Raw genomic sequence first — 14,792 nt, 5'->3', positions numbered from 1 at the left:
GAGAACCAGATGGGTCAGAAAGTTAACCCGATCGGTCTTCGGCTCGGCATCAACCGGACCTGGGACTCGCGCTGGTTCGCCGGCAAAGGCGAGTATGCCAAGCTGATGCATGAGGATATGGCGATCCGCGAAGCGCTGATGAAGCAGCTGAAGCAGGCCGCCGTCTCGAAGATCGTCATCGAGCGTCCGCACAAGAAGTGCCGCGTCACCATTCACTCGGGCCGTCCGGGCGTGGTGATCGGCAAGAAGGGTGCCGACATCGAGAAGCTCCGCAAGATCGTCTCGAAGATGACCGACGCGGACGTGGCGATCAACATCGTCGAAGTCCGCAAGCCGGAAGTCGATGCCACGCTCGTGGCCGATTCGATCGCTCAGCAGCTCGAGCGTCGCGTCGCCTTCCGCCGCGCCATGAAGCGTGCCGTTCAGTCGGCCATGCGTCTGGGCGCCGAGGGCATCCGTATCAACTGCTCGGGCCGTCTGGGTGGCGCTGAAATCGCCCGCCTGGAGTGGTACCGCGAGGGCCGCGTTCCGCTGCACACGCTGCGTGCGGATGTCGATTACGGCGTGTCCACGGCGTTTACGACCTATGGCACCTGCGGCATCAAGGTCTGGATCTTCAAGGGCGAAATCCTTGAGCACGATCCGATGGCCCAGGACAAGCGGATGAACGAGGAAGGAGGCCGCTCTGGTGGCCGCCGCGAGCAAGCGGCGTAACGGAGAGGTCAGGAGAGGTTTGCCATGTTGCAACCGAAGAAAACCAAGTTCCGTAAGCAGTTCAAGGGCCGTATTTCCGGCGCTGCGAAGGGCGGTACGGACCTCAACTTCGGCCAGTTCGGTCTGAAGGCGATGGAACCCGAGCGGATCAACGCTCGTCAGATCGAGGCGGCTCGCCGCGCCATCACCCGCGCCATGAAACGCGCGGGACGGGTGTGGATCCGCATTTTCCCGGACGTGCCGGTGTCGACGAAGCCGACCGAAGTGCGTATGGGTAAGGGCAAGGGCGCGCCGGAATATTGGGCCGCCAAGGTAAAGCCCGGCCGTATCATGTTCGAGATCGATGGTGTGTCGGAGGATATCGCCCGTGAGGCGCTTCGTCTCGGCGCAGCCAAGCTCCCGATCAAGACGCGCTTCATCCAGCGTATTGCCGAGTAAGGAGAGGGAATCATGAAGTCGAAGGAAAGATTCTCGAACCTCAAGGCAATGTCTGCGGACCAGCTGTCGGACGAGATGCTGAACCTCAAGAAGGAGCAGTTCAACCTGCGGTTCCAGCGCGCGACCGGCCAGCTCGAGAACACCGGACGCGTCCGTGAAGTCCGCCGGGACATCGCCCGCGTCAAGACGCTGCAGCGCCAGAAGGCCGCTGCGGCTAAGGCTTAAGAGGAAATCAAGATGCCGAAGCGCGTTTTGCAGGGCGTCGTTGTCAGCGACAAGCAGGACAAGACGGTCGTCGTGAAGGTGGAACGTCGTTTCACGCACCCGGTTCTAAAGAAGACCGTGCGTAAGACGAAAAACTACCACGCTCACGACGAGAACAATCAAGCTAAGGTGGGCGACACGGTCTTCATCGAAGAGACCAGGCCGTTCTCCAAACTCAAGACCTGGGTGCTCGTCGACCAAGCGAAGGCCTAACCGGTCTTCTTTTTGGGGTTGTCTAGCGGGGGCGGTTCGTGTATACGGCCGCCTCTCTCGACATTTGAAGGGCAGGGGACAGGAGATCCCCGTCAGGCGTAGTCCGGGGGGCAATCGTGCCTTGACCCGGAAACCTGTCTGAAACAAAGGAAAGGATCAAAGCCATGATCCAGATGCAGACGAATCTTGACGTCGCCGACAATTCCGGCGCCCGTCGCGTGATGTGCATCAAGGTTCTCGGCGGTTCGAAGCGTAAGTACGCTTCCGTGGGCGATATCATCGTCGTATCCGTGAAAGAGGCTATTCCGCGCGGCCGCGTGAAGAAAGGCGACGTCATGAAGGCGGTCGTCGTGCGCACCGCCAAGGACATCCGTCGCGCCGACGGCTCGGTCATCCGCTTCGACCGCAATGCCGCCGTTCTGATCAACAATCAGAAAGAGCCGGTCGGCACCCGTATCTTCGGGCCCGTGCCGCGCGAACTGCGTGCCAAGAATCACATGAAGATCATTTCGCTTGCGCCGGAGGTGCTCTAATGGCCGCGAAGATCAAGAAGGGCGACAAGGTCGTCGTCCTGACCGGTCGCGACAAGGGCAAGACCGGTGAAGTCGTGCAGGTGCTCCCGAAGGAAGAGCGCGCGGTCGTCCGTGGCGTGAACCTGGTGAAGCGCCACCAGCGCCAGACGGCGACCCAGGAGAGCGGCATCATCTCGAAAGAGGCCCCGATCCAGCTGTCGAACCTGGCCTATGCGGACCCGAAGGACGGCAAGCCGACCCGGGTTGGTTTCAAAGTTCTCGAAGACGGCCGCAAGGTTCGCTTCGCGAAGCGTTCGGGAGACCTGATCGATGGCTAAGGCTCAGGTGGACGGTTACACCCCGCGGCTGAAGAAGCACTACGAGGAAGTGGTGCGTCCGAAGCTCATCGAAGAGTTCGGCTACAAGAACCCCATGGAAGTTCCGCAGATCGACAAGATCGTGCTGAACATGGGCGTGGGCGAGTCGACCGCCGATTCGAAGAAGGCCTCCGTGGCCGCTGCGGATCTCGCGCTCATCGCCGGTCAGAAGCCGGTGATCACGAAGGCCCGTAAGGCGATCTCGCAGTTCAAGGTCCGCGAGGGCATGCCGATCGGCGCCAAGGTTACGCTCCGCAAGGTGCGCATGTACGAGTTCCTCGATCGGCTCGTCACCATCGCGCTTCCCCGCGTCCGCGACTTCCGGGGCTTGAACCCCAAGTCGTTCGACGGCCGCGGCAACTACGCGATGGGTATCAAGGAGCACCTGGTGTTCCCTGAGATCAACTACGACAAGGTTGAGCAGGTTTGGGGTATGGACGTCATCATCACGACGACGGCCAAGACCGATGACGAAGCCCGCGCTCTGCTGCGTCACTTCAACTTCCCGTTCCGGCAGTGAGGATAGCTGTCCTCAGACGCGGACACTGGAGATAAAAGAATGGCTAAGAAAAGCGCTATTGAGAAGAACAAGCACCGTCGCCAGCTGGTGAAGAAGTTCGCCGGCCGCCGCGAGCGCCTCCTGGCGGTCGCGAACGACGAGTCGAAGTCCATGGAGGAGCGCTTCGAAGCGCGCCTCAAGCTGGCTGAGCTGCCGCGCAATGCGAGCCCGACCCGCATCCGCAACCGTTGCGAGATCACGGGCCGTCCGCGCGCATACTACCGTAAGCTCGGCATGTCGCGCATCGCTCTGCGCGAGCTCGGCAACAAGGGCCTGATCCCGGGCCTCGTGAAGTCCAGCTGGTAAGAGGGAGAGCACTATATGATCAACGATCCGTTGGGCGATATGCTCACCCGTATCCGCAACGCGCAGATGCGTCGTCGCGGTGTGGTCACGACCCCTGGCTCGAAGCTCCGCGCTCGCGTTCTCGAAGTTCTCAAGAGCGAGGGCTACATTCGCGACTATTCGCAGACCGAGTTCGGCAACGGCCGCACGGAGTTTTCGATCGAGCTGAAGTACTATGACGGTCAGCCGGTGATCCGCTCCATCGAGCGCGTCTCCAAGCCGGGCCGCCGCGTGTATGCTTCCGTCGACACCATGCCTCGCGTGGCTGACGGCCTCGGCATCACCATTCTCTCGACGCCCCAGGGCGTGATGGCCGATCACGAGGCCCGTGAGAAGAACGTGGGCGGCGAAGTGCTCTGCAAGGTCTTCTAAGGCCGAAGCAACAGCACAGAACCACGGAGATTCCAGAATGTCACGAGTAGGCAAGAAGCCGGTTCCGGTTCCGTCGGGAGTGACGGCGACCGTTGACGGCCAGACGGTTAAGATGAAGGGCTCGAAGGGCGAACTCTCGTTCCTCGTTCCCGAAGAAGTGTCGGTTGTGCTCGAGGATGGCGCCGTTTCGGTTGCTCCCCGCGACCAGTCGAAGGTGGCTCGCTCGAAGTGGGGACTCTCCCGCGCTCAGGTTGCAAACCTGGTGCAGGGCGTGTCCAACGGCTTCGAGAAGCGTCTCGAGATCAACGGCGTCGGCTACAAGGCCGCTGTCGCTGGCAAGATGCTGAAGCTGTCGCTCGGTTACAGCCACGATATCGACTACGAGATCCCGGCCGGCATCACGATCACGACGCCGAAGCCGACGGAAGTCGTCGTCTCCGGTATCGACAAGCAGAAGGTCGGCCAGACCGCCGCCGAGATCCGCGAGTATCGCGGTCCGGAGCCCTATAAGGGCAAGGGCGTCAAGTATGCCGGCGAATTCATCTTCCGCAAGGAAGGCAAGAAGAAGTAAGGACGACGTATCATGGCTGAGAAGAAAGGCGCTGAAGATCGCCGCAAGGCTCGTGTACGCCGTGCGATCAGGAAGGCAGCGAATGGCCGCCCGCGTTTGTCGGTGTTCCGTTCGTCCAAGCAGATCTATGCCCAGGTTATCGATGACGAGCGCGGCGTGACCGTGGCTTCGGCCTCGACGATCGAGAAGGATCTCCGCGGCAAGCTCAAGACCGGCGCCACCGTCGACGCGGCGAAGGAAGTGGGCAAGCTCGTCGCCGAGCGCGCAGCCAAGGCTGGCGTGAAGCAGGTGATCTTCGATCGCTCCGGCTACCTCTATCACGGTCGCGTCAAGGCTCTCGCCGACGCAGCCCGCGAAGGCGGCCTCGAGTTCTGATCATTCGATATTTCACGAGCGGGGCGGGGAGTGGTTTACCTCCCGTCCCGATCGTGCTTTACGGCGGGTATCGTATATCAAACCCCAGCGAGCGGGCCCGTCGCCCGCGCAAGTGAGAGGTCTCATGGCAAGAGAGCCCAGAGAACGTGCTGATCGCGACGAGCGCGACAGCGAATTCGTGGACCGTCTGGTCCATATCAACCGCGTCGCCAAAGTCGTGAAGGGCGGCCGTCGTTTCGGCTTCGCCGCTCTCGTCGTCGTCGGCGACCAGAAGGGCCGCGTCGGCTTCGGCCACGGCAAGGCCCGCGAGGTTCCGGAGGCGATCCGCAAGGCCACCGACGCTGCGAAGCGCTCGATGATCCGCGTCTCGCTGCGTGAGGGCCGCACCCTGCATCACGACGTGAACGGCCGTCATGGCGCCGGCAAGGTCGTGCTGCGTGCGGCTCCCCAGGGTACCGGCATCATCGCCGGCGGTCCGATGCGCGCCGTCTTCGAGGCGGTCGGCATGCAGGACGTCGTGTCGAAGTCGCTCGGCTCGTCGAACCCCTACAACCTGGTGCGCGCGACCTTCGATGCGCTCAAGAACGAGGACAGCCCGCGCGCCGTGGCTGCCCGCCGTGGTCTGAAGGTTTCGACGCTCCAGGCCCGCCGCCGCGACGCCGATGCCGGCGCCGATGCCGGCGCTGACGCGTAAGGAGGGCTTCCAGAATGGCTAAGAAGCCTGCTTCCGCAGCAACCATCACCGTTGAGCAGATCGGTTCGCCGATCCGCCGCGAGGCCAAGCAGCGCCAGACGCTGATCGGCCTCAAGCTCAACAAGCTTCATCGCACCTCGACCTTGGAAGACACGCCGTCCGTTCGCGGCATGATCGAAAAGGTCAAGCACCTCGTGCGCGTTGTCGACGGGCAGTGAGGAGAGCGGTCATGAAACTCAACGAAATTCGTGACAACGAAGGTTCCACCAAGAACCGGATGCGCGTCGGCCGTGGTATCGGCTCGGGCAAGGGCAAGACCGGCGGCCGTGGCGTCAAGGGTCAGAAGTCCCGTACCGGCGTGTCGATCAAGGGCTTCGAAGGCGGTCAGATGCCTCTGCATCGCCGTCTGCCGAAGCGTGGCTTCAACAAGCCGAACGCGATCGATCTGAACGAGGTCAATGTCGGCCGCATTCAGCAGGCGATCGAGGCCGGCAAGCTCGACCAGGCCGCTCCCGTGACCGTCGAGTCGCTGGTGGCCGCGGGCGTGGTCTCCAAGCCCCGCGACGGCGTGAAGATCCTCGGCGTCGGTGAACTCAAGGCCAAGCTGTCGTTCCAGGTCCACGGCGCCTCCAAGTCGGCCGTCGAGGCGATCGAGAAGGCTGGCGGTTCGGTGACCCTGCTGGGCGCCGTTGCACAGGCGTGAGCCTGAGCCCACATTAAGCCAGATCCAAGCGGCGGCCCGCGTCTGATCGCGTGGCCGCCGTTTGTGTGATGTGAGTTCCGTAAGTTAAAGTTTGACTGCGCCGGAGGAAGGCGCGATCAAGCTCCTGCCTTCCAAAGTTTGCATGATCCGTGCGGAGCCCGCTTGGGCCGTATGTCGATCATGCCTCGGTATTTCGGGGACGAAAAATGGCTTCAGCAGCCGAGCAACTCGCCGCAAACATCAATTTCGGGTCGATCGCCAAGGCGGAGGAATTGAAGAAGCGCATTTGGTTTACCCTCGGTGCGCTCATCATTTATCGCCTCGGCACGTATATCCCGCTGCCCGGGATCAACCCGGAAGCCCTGTCGCAGAGCTTCCAGAACGCCAGCGGCGGCGTTCTCGGGCTTTTCAACATGTTTTCGGGCGGCGCCGTGGAGCGCATGGCGATCTTCGCCCTGAACATCATGCCCTACATCTCGGCGTCGATCATCATCCAGCTTCTCACCTCCGTTCTTCCCTCGCTCGAGGCGCTCAAGAAGGAAGGGGAGGCCGGTCGCAAGATCCTGAACCAGTATACCCGGTACCTGACCGTGTTCTTGGCCGTGTTCCAGTCCTGGGGCATCGCGGTCGGCCTCCAGAGTTCGGGCAACATCGTTCTGGCTCCCGGTCCGTTCTTCCTCGTCTCGACGGTCATCACCCTGACCGGCGGCACGATGTTCCTGATGTGGCTCGGTGAGCAGATCACCTCGCGCGGCATCGGCAACGGCACCTCTCTCATCATCTTCGCGGGCATCGTCGCCAACCTTCCGCGCGCCATCGCGGGAACGCTGGAACTGGGCCGGCAGGGCGCGATCTCCACGGGGCTGATCATCGGGGTCATCGTGATGGCGGTCGCCATCATCTACTTCGTCGTGTTCATGGAGCGGGCTCAGCGGCGCCTTCTGATCAACTATCCGAAGCGCCAGGTCGGCAACCGCTTGTACGAGGGCCAGACCTCGTTCCTGCCGCTCAAGCTCAACACCTCGGGCGTCATCCCGCCGATCTTCGCCTCCTCGCTCCTCCTGCTTCCGGCGACCATCGCCAGCTTCCAGACGGGCGCGGACGGCACCGGGTTCATCTCCATGCTCACGACCTATCTTGGGCATGGGCGTCCGGCCTACATGTTCCTCTATGCGGCGCTGATCGTGTTCTTCGCGTTCTTCTACACGGCCATCGTGTTCAACCCCACCGAAACGGCCGACAACCTGAAGAAGCAGGGCGGGTTCATTCCGGGCATCCGGCCCGGTGAAAGAACGGCCGACTTTATTGATCAGGTGTTGACTCGCATCACCGTTCTCGGTGCAGCTTACCTCGTCATCATCTGCCTGATTCCGGAAGTACTGGTGTCCTACGCGTCGCTGCCATTCTACTTTGGCGGCACTTCGCTCCTGATCGTCGTGTCTGTTACCATGGATACGGTTGCCCAGGTGCATGGCCATCTGTTGGCTCACCAGTACGAGGGCCTCGTCAAGAAGGCGAAGCTCAAGGGCGCACGGCGGCGGTAAGAGGTTGGCGTCCCCGCAGAGCAATGCGGGGCGCCCGTTCAAGTTGTGAGGGGAACGTCTATGAGGATCATCCTGCTGGGGCCGCCTGGGGCCGGTAAAGGGACCCAGGCCGTGCGTCTGGTCGAGCGTCTGGGGATACCCCAGCTGTCGACCGGCGATATGCTCCGGGCAGCGGTGGCTGCCGGCACGCCGGTGGGCCTCAAGGCGAAGGCCGTCATGGACCGCGGCGAACTGGTGTCCGACGATATCGTCGTCGGCATCATCGCGGACCGGATCGAGGAGGCCGACGCCAAGGCGGGCTTCATCCTCGACGGTTTTCCCCGCACCGTGGCGCAGGCCGAGGCCTTCGATTCCATGCTGGCTGAAAAGGGCCTCAAGCTCGACGGCGTGATCGAGTTCAAGGTCGTCGAGAACGAGCTCGTGGACCGCATCGTGAAGCGGGCCATGGAGACCGAAGCCCGCGGCGAGCAGGTGCGCAAGGACGACAATCCGGATGTCTTCAAGACCCGTCTCGAAGCCTACCGGAACCAGACCGCTCCTCTGTCCGCCTACTACGAGGGCAGGGGCATGCTGAAGACCGTCGACGGCATGAAGGCCATCGACGAGGTGACCGAGGCGGTGAAGGCGATTCTCGGACGGTGAGGCTCAAGCCTCACTGATTTGGGCTTAGAGCATCGGACCCAAAAGTGGGATCCACTTTTGGGATCAATTCGATGCTCCCCTCTTGGGAAGAGCGCATCGCTCTGGCGAAAAACCGGGTCCACTTTTTCGCACGATGGGCTAGCGGTCCGCCGCCGAAACGCCCGCCGTCGCCGATCAGGAGACCGGGAAGGTTTCCGGACGCACGGAAAGCGGTATCTTCCTGTTAAACAAAGGTTGACGCCGCTTCCATTTGCGGCTATGTGCCACCTCTTGCATCAGAAGGCATCCGGTTCCAAGGGCTTCGCAGGAGGTCGTTCGGGCCGTTTTCTTTTGCATTCATCACCCGCGCAGGGGCCGGCCTCCACCGGACGCGCGACAATGATCAACGGAAGCTCAGGCTTCACCATATGGAGACGGACGATGGCCCGTATAGCAGGCGTCAACATCCCGACCGGCAAGCGCGTTGTGATCGCGCTTCAGTACATCCACGGCATTGGGCCCAAGAAGGCTCAGGAAATCGTCGAGAAGGTCAACATCCCGGCCGAGCGCCGCGTGAACCAGCTGACCGACGCCGAGGTTCTGGCCATCCGCGAGACCATCGACCGCGACTATATCGTGGAAGGTGACCTTCGCCGCGAAGTGTCCATGAACATCAAGCGCCTGATGGATCTCGGCGCTTACCGTGGCCTGCGTCACCGTCGCAGCCTGCCGGTTCGTGGCCAGCGCACCCACACCAACGCCCGCACCCGCAAGGGCAAGGCGAAGCCGATCGCCGGCAAGAAGAAGTAAGTTTTCAGCGGCCACCCGGGCGGTGGCCCTTTTCTCCCGAGCGCCTGGCATGACGGGCGCGTTTGAAGGATCTTTGGAATGGCTAAAGAAGCGACCCGCGTCCGCCGCCGCGAACGCAAGAATATCGTGTCCGGCGTGGCGCATGTGAACGCCTCGTTCAACAACACCATGATCACCATCACGGACGCACAGGGCAACACGATCTCGTGGTCCTCGGCCGGTGCAATGGGCTTCAAGGGCTCCCGCAAGTCGACCCCTTACGCCGCGCAGGTTGCGGCCGAGGATGCCGCCCGCAAGGCTGCCGAGCACGGCATGCGCACCCTCGAGGTCGAGGTGTCCGGTCCCGGCTCCGGCCGTGAGTCCGCGCTCCGCGCCCTTCAGTCGGCCGGCTTCACCGTCACGTCGATCCGTGACGTGACGCCGATCCCGCATAACGGCTGCCGCCCTCGCAAGCGTCGCCGCGTCTAATTAAGATCATCCGGCGCGTGGGCCTTCGCCCGCGCGCGTTCCGGTTTAAAGGGCCGGCCTGAGGCCTCCCTTCAAGCCGTACCTCGAGAGGTGTGGTTGTGATCCAAAAGAACTGGCAAGAGCTGATTAAGCCCAACAAGCTCGAAGTCGCCCCCGGCGTCGATCCGAAGCGTATCGCGACGGTCGTTGCCGAGCCGCTCGAGCGCGGCTTCGGCACGACGCTCGGCAACTCGCTGCGTCGCGTTCTCCTGTCGTCGCTCCAGGGCGCTGCGGTGACGTCGATCCATATCGACGGCGTGCTGCATGAGTTCTCGTCCATCCCGGGCGTCCGCGAGGACGTGACGGACATCGTCCTGAACGTGAAGGCGGTCGCCATCAGGATGCAGGGCGAGGGACCGAAGCGCATGACGCTCCGCAAGACCGGCCCCGGCGCGGTCACTGCAGGCGACATCAACACGGTGGGCGACGTTCAGATTCTGAACCCTGAGCTCGTTCTCTGCACCCTCGACGACGGTGCCGAGATCCGCATGGAGTTCACGGTCGATACCGGCAAGGGCTATGTCCCGGCCGAGCGTAACCGCGCAGAGGATGCTCCGATCGGCCTCATCCCGGTCGATTCGCTCTATAGCCCGGTGAAGAAGGTGTCGTATCGCATCGAGAACACCCGCGAGGGCCAGATTCTCGACTACGACAAGCTGATCATGACGGTCGAGACCAACGGCGCCGTGACGCCTGAGGATGCCGTGGCGTATGCCGCCCGCATCCTGCAGGATCAGCTCCAGGTCTTCGTCAACTTCGAGGAGCCGCGCAAGGAAGAGACGGCCGCAGCCGCGCCGCAGCTTCCGTTCAACCCGGCCCTCCTCAAGAAGGTCGACGAGCTCGAGCTGTCGGTGCGTTCGGCGAACTGCCTGAAGAACGACAACATCGTCTATATCGGCGACCTTATCCAGAAGTCCGAGGCGGAGATGCTCCGCACCCCGAACTTCGGCCGCAAGTCGCTCAACGAGATCAAGGAAGTTCTCGCCGGCATGGGCCTGCACCTCGGCATGGACGTGCCGGGCTGGCCGCCGGAGAACATCGAAGATCTCGCGAAGCGCTTCGAAGAGCATTACTGAGTTTCTCGAAGCCGCCTCCATCCGGAAGGCGGCTTCGGATCTGCCCCGCCGGGAATGGCGGTGAATTAAGAGAGACGGCCGTACCTTGGCACGGCGGCCGTAAAATCAAGGAGAGAGCCAATGCGTCACGGATTCAGTGGTCGTCGCTTTAACCGCACGACCGAACACCGCAAAGCAATGTTCGCCAACATGGCGGCTGCGCTGATCAAGCACGAGCAGATCGTCACCACTCTTCCGAAGGCCAAGGACCTGCGTCCCGTTGTCGAGAAGCTGATCACGCTCGGCAAGCGCGGCGACCTGCATGCCCGCCGCCAGGCCATGTCCAAGCTGCGTGACGAGGCCATGGTGAAGAAGCTGTTCGACGTTCTTGGCGGTCGCTACAAGGACCGCAACGGCGGCTACACCCGTGTCCTGAAGGCCGGCTTCCGCTTCGGCGACAACGCTCCGATGGCCGTGATCGAGTTCGTGGATCGCGACGTCGATGCGCGCGGCCAGGATTCGGGCCCGACCCAGAAGACCGAGGTCGTCGAGGCTGCCGAGTAATCGCTCGCGTCTCGTCCGAGTTCATCAAGGGCGGTCCTTCGGGCCGCCCTTTTTGCTTGTTGGGCGCTTTGCCCTATGTGTCGGGAACTCGGTGTTTCAGGCGTGCGCGTCGTGGGGAAAAGCGGACACGGTTTTCCGCAATGAACGATGCACTCGTCCAGAGAGCTGAGCATCGGATCGATCCCGAAAGTGCATGTCCACTTTTCACGTCCAATGCTCTAGCACGTAATGGACTTTTGCCGTTGTTGAAGGGATTCGACCCCATGCGTTGTTCTCCGATCCGTCTGATGCTCATCGCCTTCGCTGTCGCGCTTGGGATTGGGAGCGCTTCTGCCCAGACACAGCGCGCCGTGCCGGAGAGCAAGGCGCAGGTTCAGCTCTCCTTCGCGCCGATCGTCCGCGAGACCGCCGGGGCGGTGGTGAACGTCTATGCCACACGCAACGACCGGCGGCAGAATCCCTCGATGGAGGAGTTCTTCCGCCGGTTCTTCGGCGAGGATGCGCCAGGGGTCCCGCGGGGCCGTTCCCAGAGCTCTCTCGGTTCGGGCGTGATCGTCGATCCGTCCGGTCTCGTGATCACCAACAATCACGTCATCGAGAACATGAACGAGGTGAAGGTGGCGCTCGCCGACAGGCGGGAGTTCGAGGCGGAGATCGTTCTCCGGGACAGCCGCATCGATCTCGCCGTGCTCAAGCTGAAGGGGGCGACCAATCTCCATAGCATCGCCATCGGGGACTCCGAGGCCCTGCAGGTGGGCGACCTCGTTCTGGCCATCGGCAATCCCTTCGGGGTCGGTCAGACCGTGACCCAGGGCATCGTCTCCGCCGTGGCGCGCACGCAGGTCGGAATCTCCGACTACCAGTTCTTCATTCAGACCGATGCGGCCATCAATCCCGGCAATTCCGGCGGCGCCCTCATCGACATGAGCGGCCAGCTCGTCGGCATCAATACGGCCATCTATTCCCGCTCCGGCGGCAGCATCGGAATCGGCTTCGCCATTCCGTCCAGCATGGTTCGGGTCGTCATCAACTCGGCCAAGGGCGGGGCACGCAACGTGGTGCGTCCGTGGCTCGGCGCGCAGCTCCAAGGCGTCGACGGCGACATCGCGACGGGGCTCGGACTGGACCATCCCACGGGGGCTCTGGTCACGTCCGTTTACGACAAGGGGCCCGCCGCCGAAGCCGGATTGAAGCGAGGAGACGTAATCCTGGCGGTGGACGGACAGTCCATCGACAACCCCGATTCCTTCGGCTACCGCTTCACGCTGAAGGGCACGCAGGGGCAGACGCCTCTGACGATCCTGCGCAGCGGGAAGCAGAGCACGATCCAGGTCAAGCTGACGCCTCCGCCCGAGAACCCGTCGCGCGATCCGGTGCGCGGGCGTGCGCGGACGCCGTTCGCCGGTGCGACCCTGGTCAATATCTCGCCGGCCGTCGCCGACGAGCTCCAGGTCGACATGGCCGACCAGGGAGTGGTGGTCGCGGATCTCGACGAGCGCAGCGTTGCCGCGAATGTCGGCTTCCAGAAGGGCGATCTCATCGTCGCCATCAACGGCGAGCGGCTGGCTTCCACCAAGGACGCCGAACGGCTGATCGGCCAGGCCGGGGGCTATTGGGAGATCACGATCAACCGCGGCGGCCGCGTGTTCACGACAGTGCTCGGCCGATGAGCGGCTGGACGGTTTCCACCACGCTGTCCGACGCCGAAATCGCCACGGCGCACCGCTGGATCTCCGCCGAGAGCTACTGGGCCAAAGGCCTGCCGCTCCCGTGCTTCCAGCGTTCCGTGGCGAACTCCCTCTGCTTCGCTCTGCGTGATGCGGCCGGAGAGCTGAGGGGCTTTGCCCGGGTCGTCACGGACAGGGCCACCTTCGCCTATCTCTGCGACGTCTTCGTGTGCGCGAGCACGCGAGGCAAGGGCGCGGGGAAAGCCCTGATGGGCGCCATCATGGGGCATCCGGAGCTTCAGGATCTGCGCCGCTGGATGCTGGCGACAAGGGATGCTCACGGCTTTTATGCCGAATATGGCTTTTCCATTCCGGAGAATCCCGAAAGGCTGATGCAGCGGCTGGACCCGGATGTCTATGCGCGGCTCCAGCATCGGACCTGACACCGAACCCACAACCGATGCTGAAAGTCTCTGTTCCTATGCATCTTTTCACACGAAACCGGTTCCCACTTCTGCGTTCGATGCTCTAAATTCCAAGTGACCTAAATTCCAAGGGACCATGAGCGACCTGTTCTCATCCGCCGGCCTCGATCGGAACGCGCCTCGGCCGCTGGCCGACCGGATGCGGCCGCAGAAGCTGTCCGAGGTCGCAGGGCAGGATCATCTCGTCGGCCCCGACGGCATCCTGACCCGGCTGATCGCGTCGAAATCTCTCGGCTCGCTGATCTTCTGGGGGCCGCCCGGGACGGGCAAGACCACGGTCGCGCGGCTTCTCGCCCATGAAACCGATCTGCATTTCGACCAGATCTCGGCCATCTTCTCCGGCGTCGCAGACCTGAAGAAGGTGTTCGAAGCCGCCCGCCAGCGCCGTGCGCTCGGCAAGGGCACGCTGCTCTTCGTCGACGAGATCCACCGCTTCAACCGCGCGCAGCTCGATGCCTTCCTGCCCGTCATGGAGGACGGCACGATCACTCTGGTCGGAGCGACCACCGAGAACCCGTCCTTCGAGCTGAACGCGGCGCTTTTGTCCCGCGCCCGGGTGCTTCTGTTCAAGTCGCTCGACGAGGAGGCGATCCGGCAGATCCTCGCAAGAGCCGAGGAGATCACGGGAAAGGCTCTGCCGCTGGACGACGAATCGCGCGCTTCCCTGGTGCGAATGGCCGACGGAGACGGGCGCGCCGTGCTGACCCTTGCCGAAGAGGTCTGGCGTTCGGCGAAGCTCGGCGAGGTCTTCGACGCGGCGCAGCTGCAGGAGATCATCCAGCGCCGCGCGCCGATCTACGACAAGGGGCAGGAGGGGCATTACAATCTCATCTCCGCCCTGCACAAGGCCATTCGCGGCTCGGACCCGGATGCTGCGCTCTATTACCTCGCGCGCATGCTGGACGCAGGCGAGGACCGCCTGTTCATCGCCCGCCGGCTCGTCCGCGCGGCGGTGGAGGATATCGGGCTTGCCGATCCGCAGGCGCTGGTGATCGCGAACGCGGCGAAGGACGCCTTCGATTTCCTGGGCTCTCCCGAGGGCGAGCTGGCGCTGGCCCAGGCCACGATCTATCTCGCAACGGCGCCGAAATCGAACGCGCTCTATACCGCCTCCAAGGCGGCGACGGCAGCCGCGAAGGCATACGGCTCTCTCATGCCTCCCAGGACGATCCTGAACGCACCGACGAAGCTCATGAAGACGATCGGCTACGGGGAGAACTACCGCTACGATCACGACGAGCCGGATGCGTTCTCCGGACAGGATTACTGGCCCGAGAAGCTCGGCCGGCAGACGTTCTATGAACCCGTCGACCGTGGCTTCGAACGCGAGGTGAGAAAGCGCCTCGACTGGTGGGAGAAGCTCCGCCGCGAACGGCGTGGCGGCGGCGAGCAGGACTAGACC

At 63.1% G+C, this 14,792-nt stretch carries 23 protein-coding genes; all 23 read left to right on the top strand.

Translation table 11 applies throughout. From position 1 onward, the window contains the following. The first annotated feature begins 9 nt into the window (after nt 1-9). The 23 genes from rpsC (at nt 10) to AB8841_RS22620 (ending at nt 14,789) form a co-directional block, all read left to right on the top strand. Nucleotides 10-714: a 30S ribosomal protein S3 gene (gene rpsC / locus AB8841_RS22730; RefSeq protein WP_134499499.1), complete on the top strand. Its 705-nt coding sequence runs from the start codon at nt 10-12 to the stop codon at nt 712-714. A gap of 24 nt (nt 715-738) precedes the next feature. Continuing rightward, a complete protein-coding gene (gene rplP / locus AB8841_RS22725) occupies nt 739-1,152 on the top strand; it encodes a 50S ribosomal protein L16 (protein WP_370438047.1) in 414 nt (137 codons plus the stop codon). A gap of 12 nt (nt 1,153-1,164) precedes the next feature. Beyond that, nucleotides 1,165-1,377 (top strand): 50S ribosomal protein L29, encoded by a 213-nt coding sequence (gene rpmC / locus AB8841_RS22720; RefSeq protein WP_370438046.1) that lies wholly within the window; start codon nt 1,165-1,167, stop codon nt 1,375-1,377. Between the two features lie 12 nt (nt 1,378-1,389). Beyond that, nucleotides 1,390-1,629, top strand: coding sequence for a 30S ribosomal protein S17 (gene rpsQ / locus AB8841_RS22715; RefSeq protein ID WP_370438045.1), 240 nt, complete (start codon nt 1,390-1,392; stop codon nt 1,627-1,629). A gap of 164 nt (nt 1,630-1,793) precedes the next feature. Next, complete coding sequence (gene rplN, locus AB8841_RS22710; RefSeq protein ID WP_009764309.1) at nt 1,794-2,162, top strand: 50S ribosomal protein L14; 369 nt, start codon at nt 1,794-1,796, stop codon at nt 2,160-2,162. Further along, nucleotides 2,162-2,479 carry a 50S ribosomal protein L24 gene (gene rplX / locus AB8841_RS22705; protein WP_370438044.1) on the top strand — a complete coding sequence of 106 codons (318 nt, stop codon included), beginning with the start codon at nt 2,162-2,164 and terminating at the stop codon, nt 2,477-2,479. Before rplN ends, rplX begins: the two co-directional genes overlap by 1 nt. After that, nucleotides 2,472-3,038: a 50S ribosomal protein L5 gene (gene rplE / locus AB8841_RS22700; protein ID WP_134499502.1), complete on the top strand. Its 567-nt coding sequence runs from the start codon at nt 2,472-2,474 to the stop codon at nt 3,036-3,038. The genes rplX and rplE overlap by 8 nt, the downstream gene beginning before the upstream one ends. A 39-nt stretch (nt 3,039-3,077) precedes the next feature. Continuing rightward, the gene (gene rpsN, locus AB8841_RS22695) at nt 3,078-3,383 is read left to right on the top strand and encodes a 30S ribosomal protein S14 (RefSeq protein ID WP_116529227.1); all 306 of its coding nucleotides are present in this window, start codon (nt 3,078-3,080) and stop codon (nt 3,381-3,383) included. Nucleotides 3,384-3,398: 15 nt separating this feature from the next. Then, complete coding sequence (gene rpsH / locus AB8841_RS22690) at nt 3,399-3,794, top strand: 30S ribosomal protein S8 (RefSeq protein WP_134499503.1); 396 nt, start codon at nt 3,399-3,401, stop codon at nt 3,792-3,794. A gap of 37 nt (nt 3,795-3,831) precedes the next feature. After that, nucleotides 3,832-4,365, top strand: a complete 534-nt coding sequence (gene rplF / locus AB8841_RS22685) for a 50S ribosomal protein L6 (protein WP_370438043.1) — start codon at nt 3,832-3,834, stop codon at nt 4,363-4,365. Between the two features lie 12 nt (nt 4,366-4,377). Next, entirely contained in the window at nt 4,378-4,740 is a 363-nt protein-coding gene (gene rplR, locus AB8841_RS22680; protein ID WP_370438042.1) for a 50S ribosomal protein L18, read from the top strand. 124 nt (nt 4,741-4,864) lie between these two features. Further along, entirely contained in the window at nt 4,865-5,434 is a 570-nt protein-coding gene (rpsE, locus tag AB8841_RS22675) for a 30S ribosomal protein S5 (RefSeq protein WP_370438041.1), read from the top strand. Nucleotides 5,435-5,448: 14 nt separating this feature from the next. Further along, on the top strand, nt 5,449-5,652 hold the full coding sequence (gene rpmD / locus AB8841_RS22670) for a 50S ribosomal protein L30 (protein ID WP_370438040.1): 204 nt from the start codon (nt 5,449-5,451) through the stop codon (nt 5,650-5,652). A gap of 11 nt (nt 5,653-5,663) precedes the next feature. Continuing rightward, nucleotides 5,664-6,137 (top strand): 50S ribosomal protein L15, encoded by a 474-nt coding sequence (rplO, locus tag AB8841_RS22665; protein ID WP_370438039.1) that lies wholly within the window; start codon nt 5,664-5,666, stop codon nt 6,135-6,137. 206 nt (nt 6,138-6,343) lie between these two features. Continuing rightward, nucleotides 6,344-7,681: a preprotein translocase subunit SecY gene (gene secY, locus AB8841_RS22660; RefSeq protein WP_370438038.1), complete on the top strand. Its 1,338-nt coding sequence runs from the start codon at nt 6,344-6,346 to the stop codon at nt 7,679-7,681. Nucleotides 7,682-7,741: 60 nt separating this feature from the next. Continuing rightward, on the top strand, nt 7,742-8,323 hold the full coding sequence (locus tag AB8841_RS22655) for an adenylate kinase (protein WP_370438037.1): 582 nt from the start codon (nt 7,742-7,744) through the stop codon (nt 8,321-8,323). Nucleotides 8,324-8,743: 420 nt separating this feature from the next. Beyond that, nucleotides 8,744-9,112: a 30S ribosomal protein S13 gene (rpsM, locus tag AB8841_RS22650; RefSeq protein ID WP_370438036.1), complete on the top strand. Its 369-nt coding sequence runs from the start codon at nt 8,744-8,746 to the stop codon at nt 9,110-9,112. A gap of 78 nt (nt 9,113-9,190) precedes the next feature. Then, nucleotides 9,191-9,580: a 30S ribosomal protein S11 gene (gene rpsK, locus AB8841_RS22645; protein ID WP_091136316.1), complete on the top strand. Its 390-nt coding sequence runs from the start codon at nt 9,191-9,193 to the stop codon at nt 9,578-9,580. A gap of 92 nt (nt 9,581-9,672) precedes the next feature. Then, nucleotides 9,673-10,695, top strand: a complete 1,023-nt coding sequence (locus AB8841_RS22640; protein ID WP_370438035.1) for a DNA-directed RNA polymerase subunit alpha — start codon at nt 9,673-9,675, stop codon at nt 10,693-10,695. A gap of 120 nt (nt 10,696-10,815) precedes the next feature. Continuing rightward, complete coding sequence (gene rplQ, locus AB8841_RS22635) at nt 10,816-11,238, top strand: 50S ribosomal protein L17 (protein ID WP_370438034.1); 423 nt, start codon at nt 10,816-10,818, stop codon at nt 11,236-11,238. A gap of 263 nt (nt 11,239-11,501) precedes the next feature. After that, nucleotides 11,502-12,908, top strand: a complete 1,407-nt coding sequence (locus AB8841_RS22630; RefSeq protein WP_370438033.1) for a Do family serine endopeptidase — start codon at nt 11,502-11,504, stop codon at nt 12,906-12,908. Continuing rightward, nucleotides 12,905-13,348 carry a GNAT family N-acetyltransferase gene (locus tag AB8841_RS22625; RefSeq protein WP_370438032.1) on the top strand — a complete coding sequence of 148 codons (444 nt, stop codon included), beginning with the start codon at nt 12,905-12,907 and terminating at the stop codon, nt 13,346-13,348. The genes AB8841_RS22630 and AB8841_RS22625 overlap by 4 nt, the downstream gene beginning before the upstream one ends. A gap of 118 nt (nt 13,349-13,466) precedes the next feature. Further along, the gene (locus tag AB8841_RS22620) at nt 13,467-14,789 is read left to right on the top strand and encodes a replication-associated recombination protein A (RefSeq protein WP_370438031.1); all 1,323 of its coding nucleotides are present in this window, start codon (nt 13,467-13,469) and stop codon (nt 14,787-14,789) included. The last annotated feature ends 3 nt before the right edge of the window (nt 14,790-14,792 follow it).

This window comes from Microvirga sp. TS319 (assembly GCF_041276405.1).
Lineage (GTDB): Bacteria > Pseudomonadota > Alphaproteobacteria > Rhizobiales > Beijerinckiaceae > Microvirga.
The sequence above is the reverse complement of the archived record's forward strand: the minus strand, read 5'-3'. Positions and strand labels throughout refer to the sequence as shown.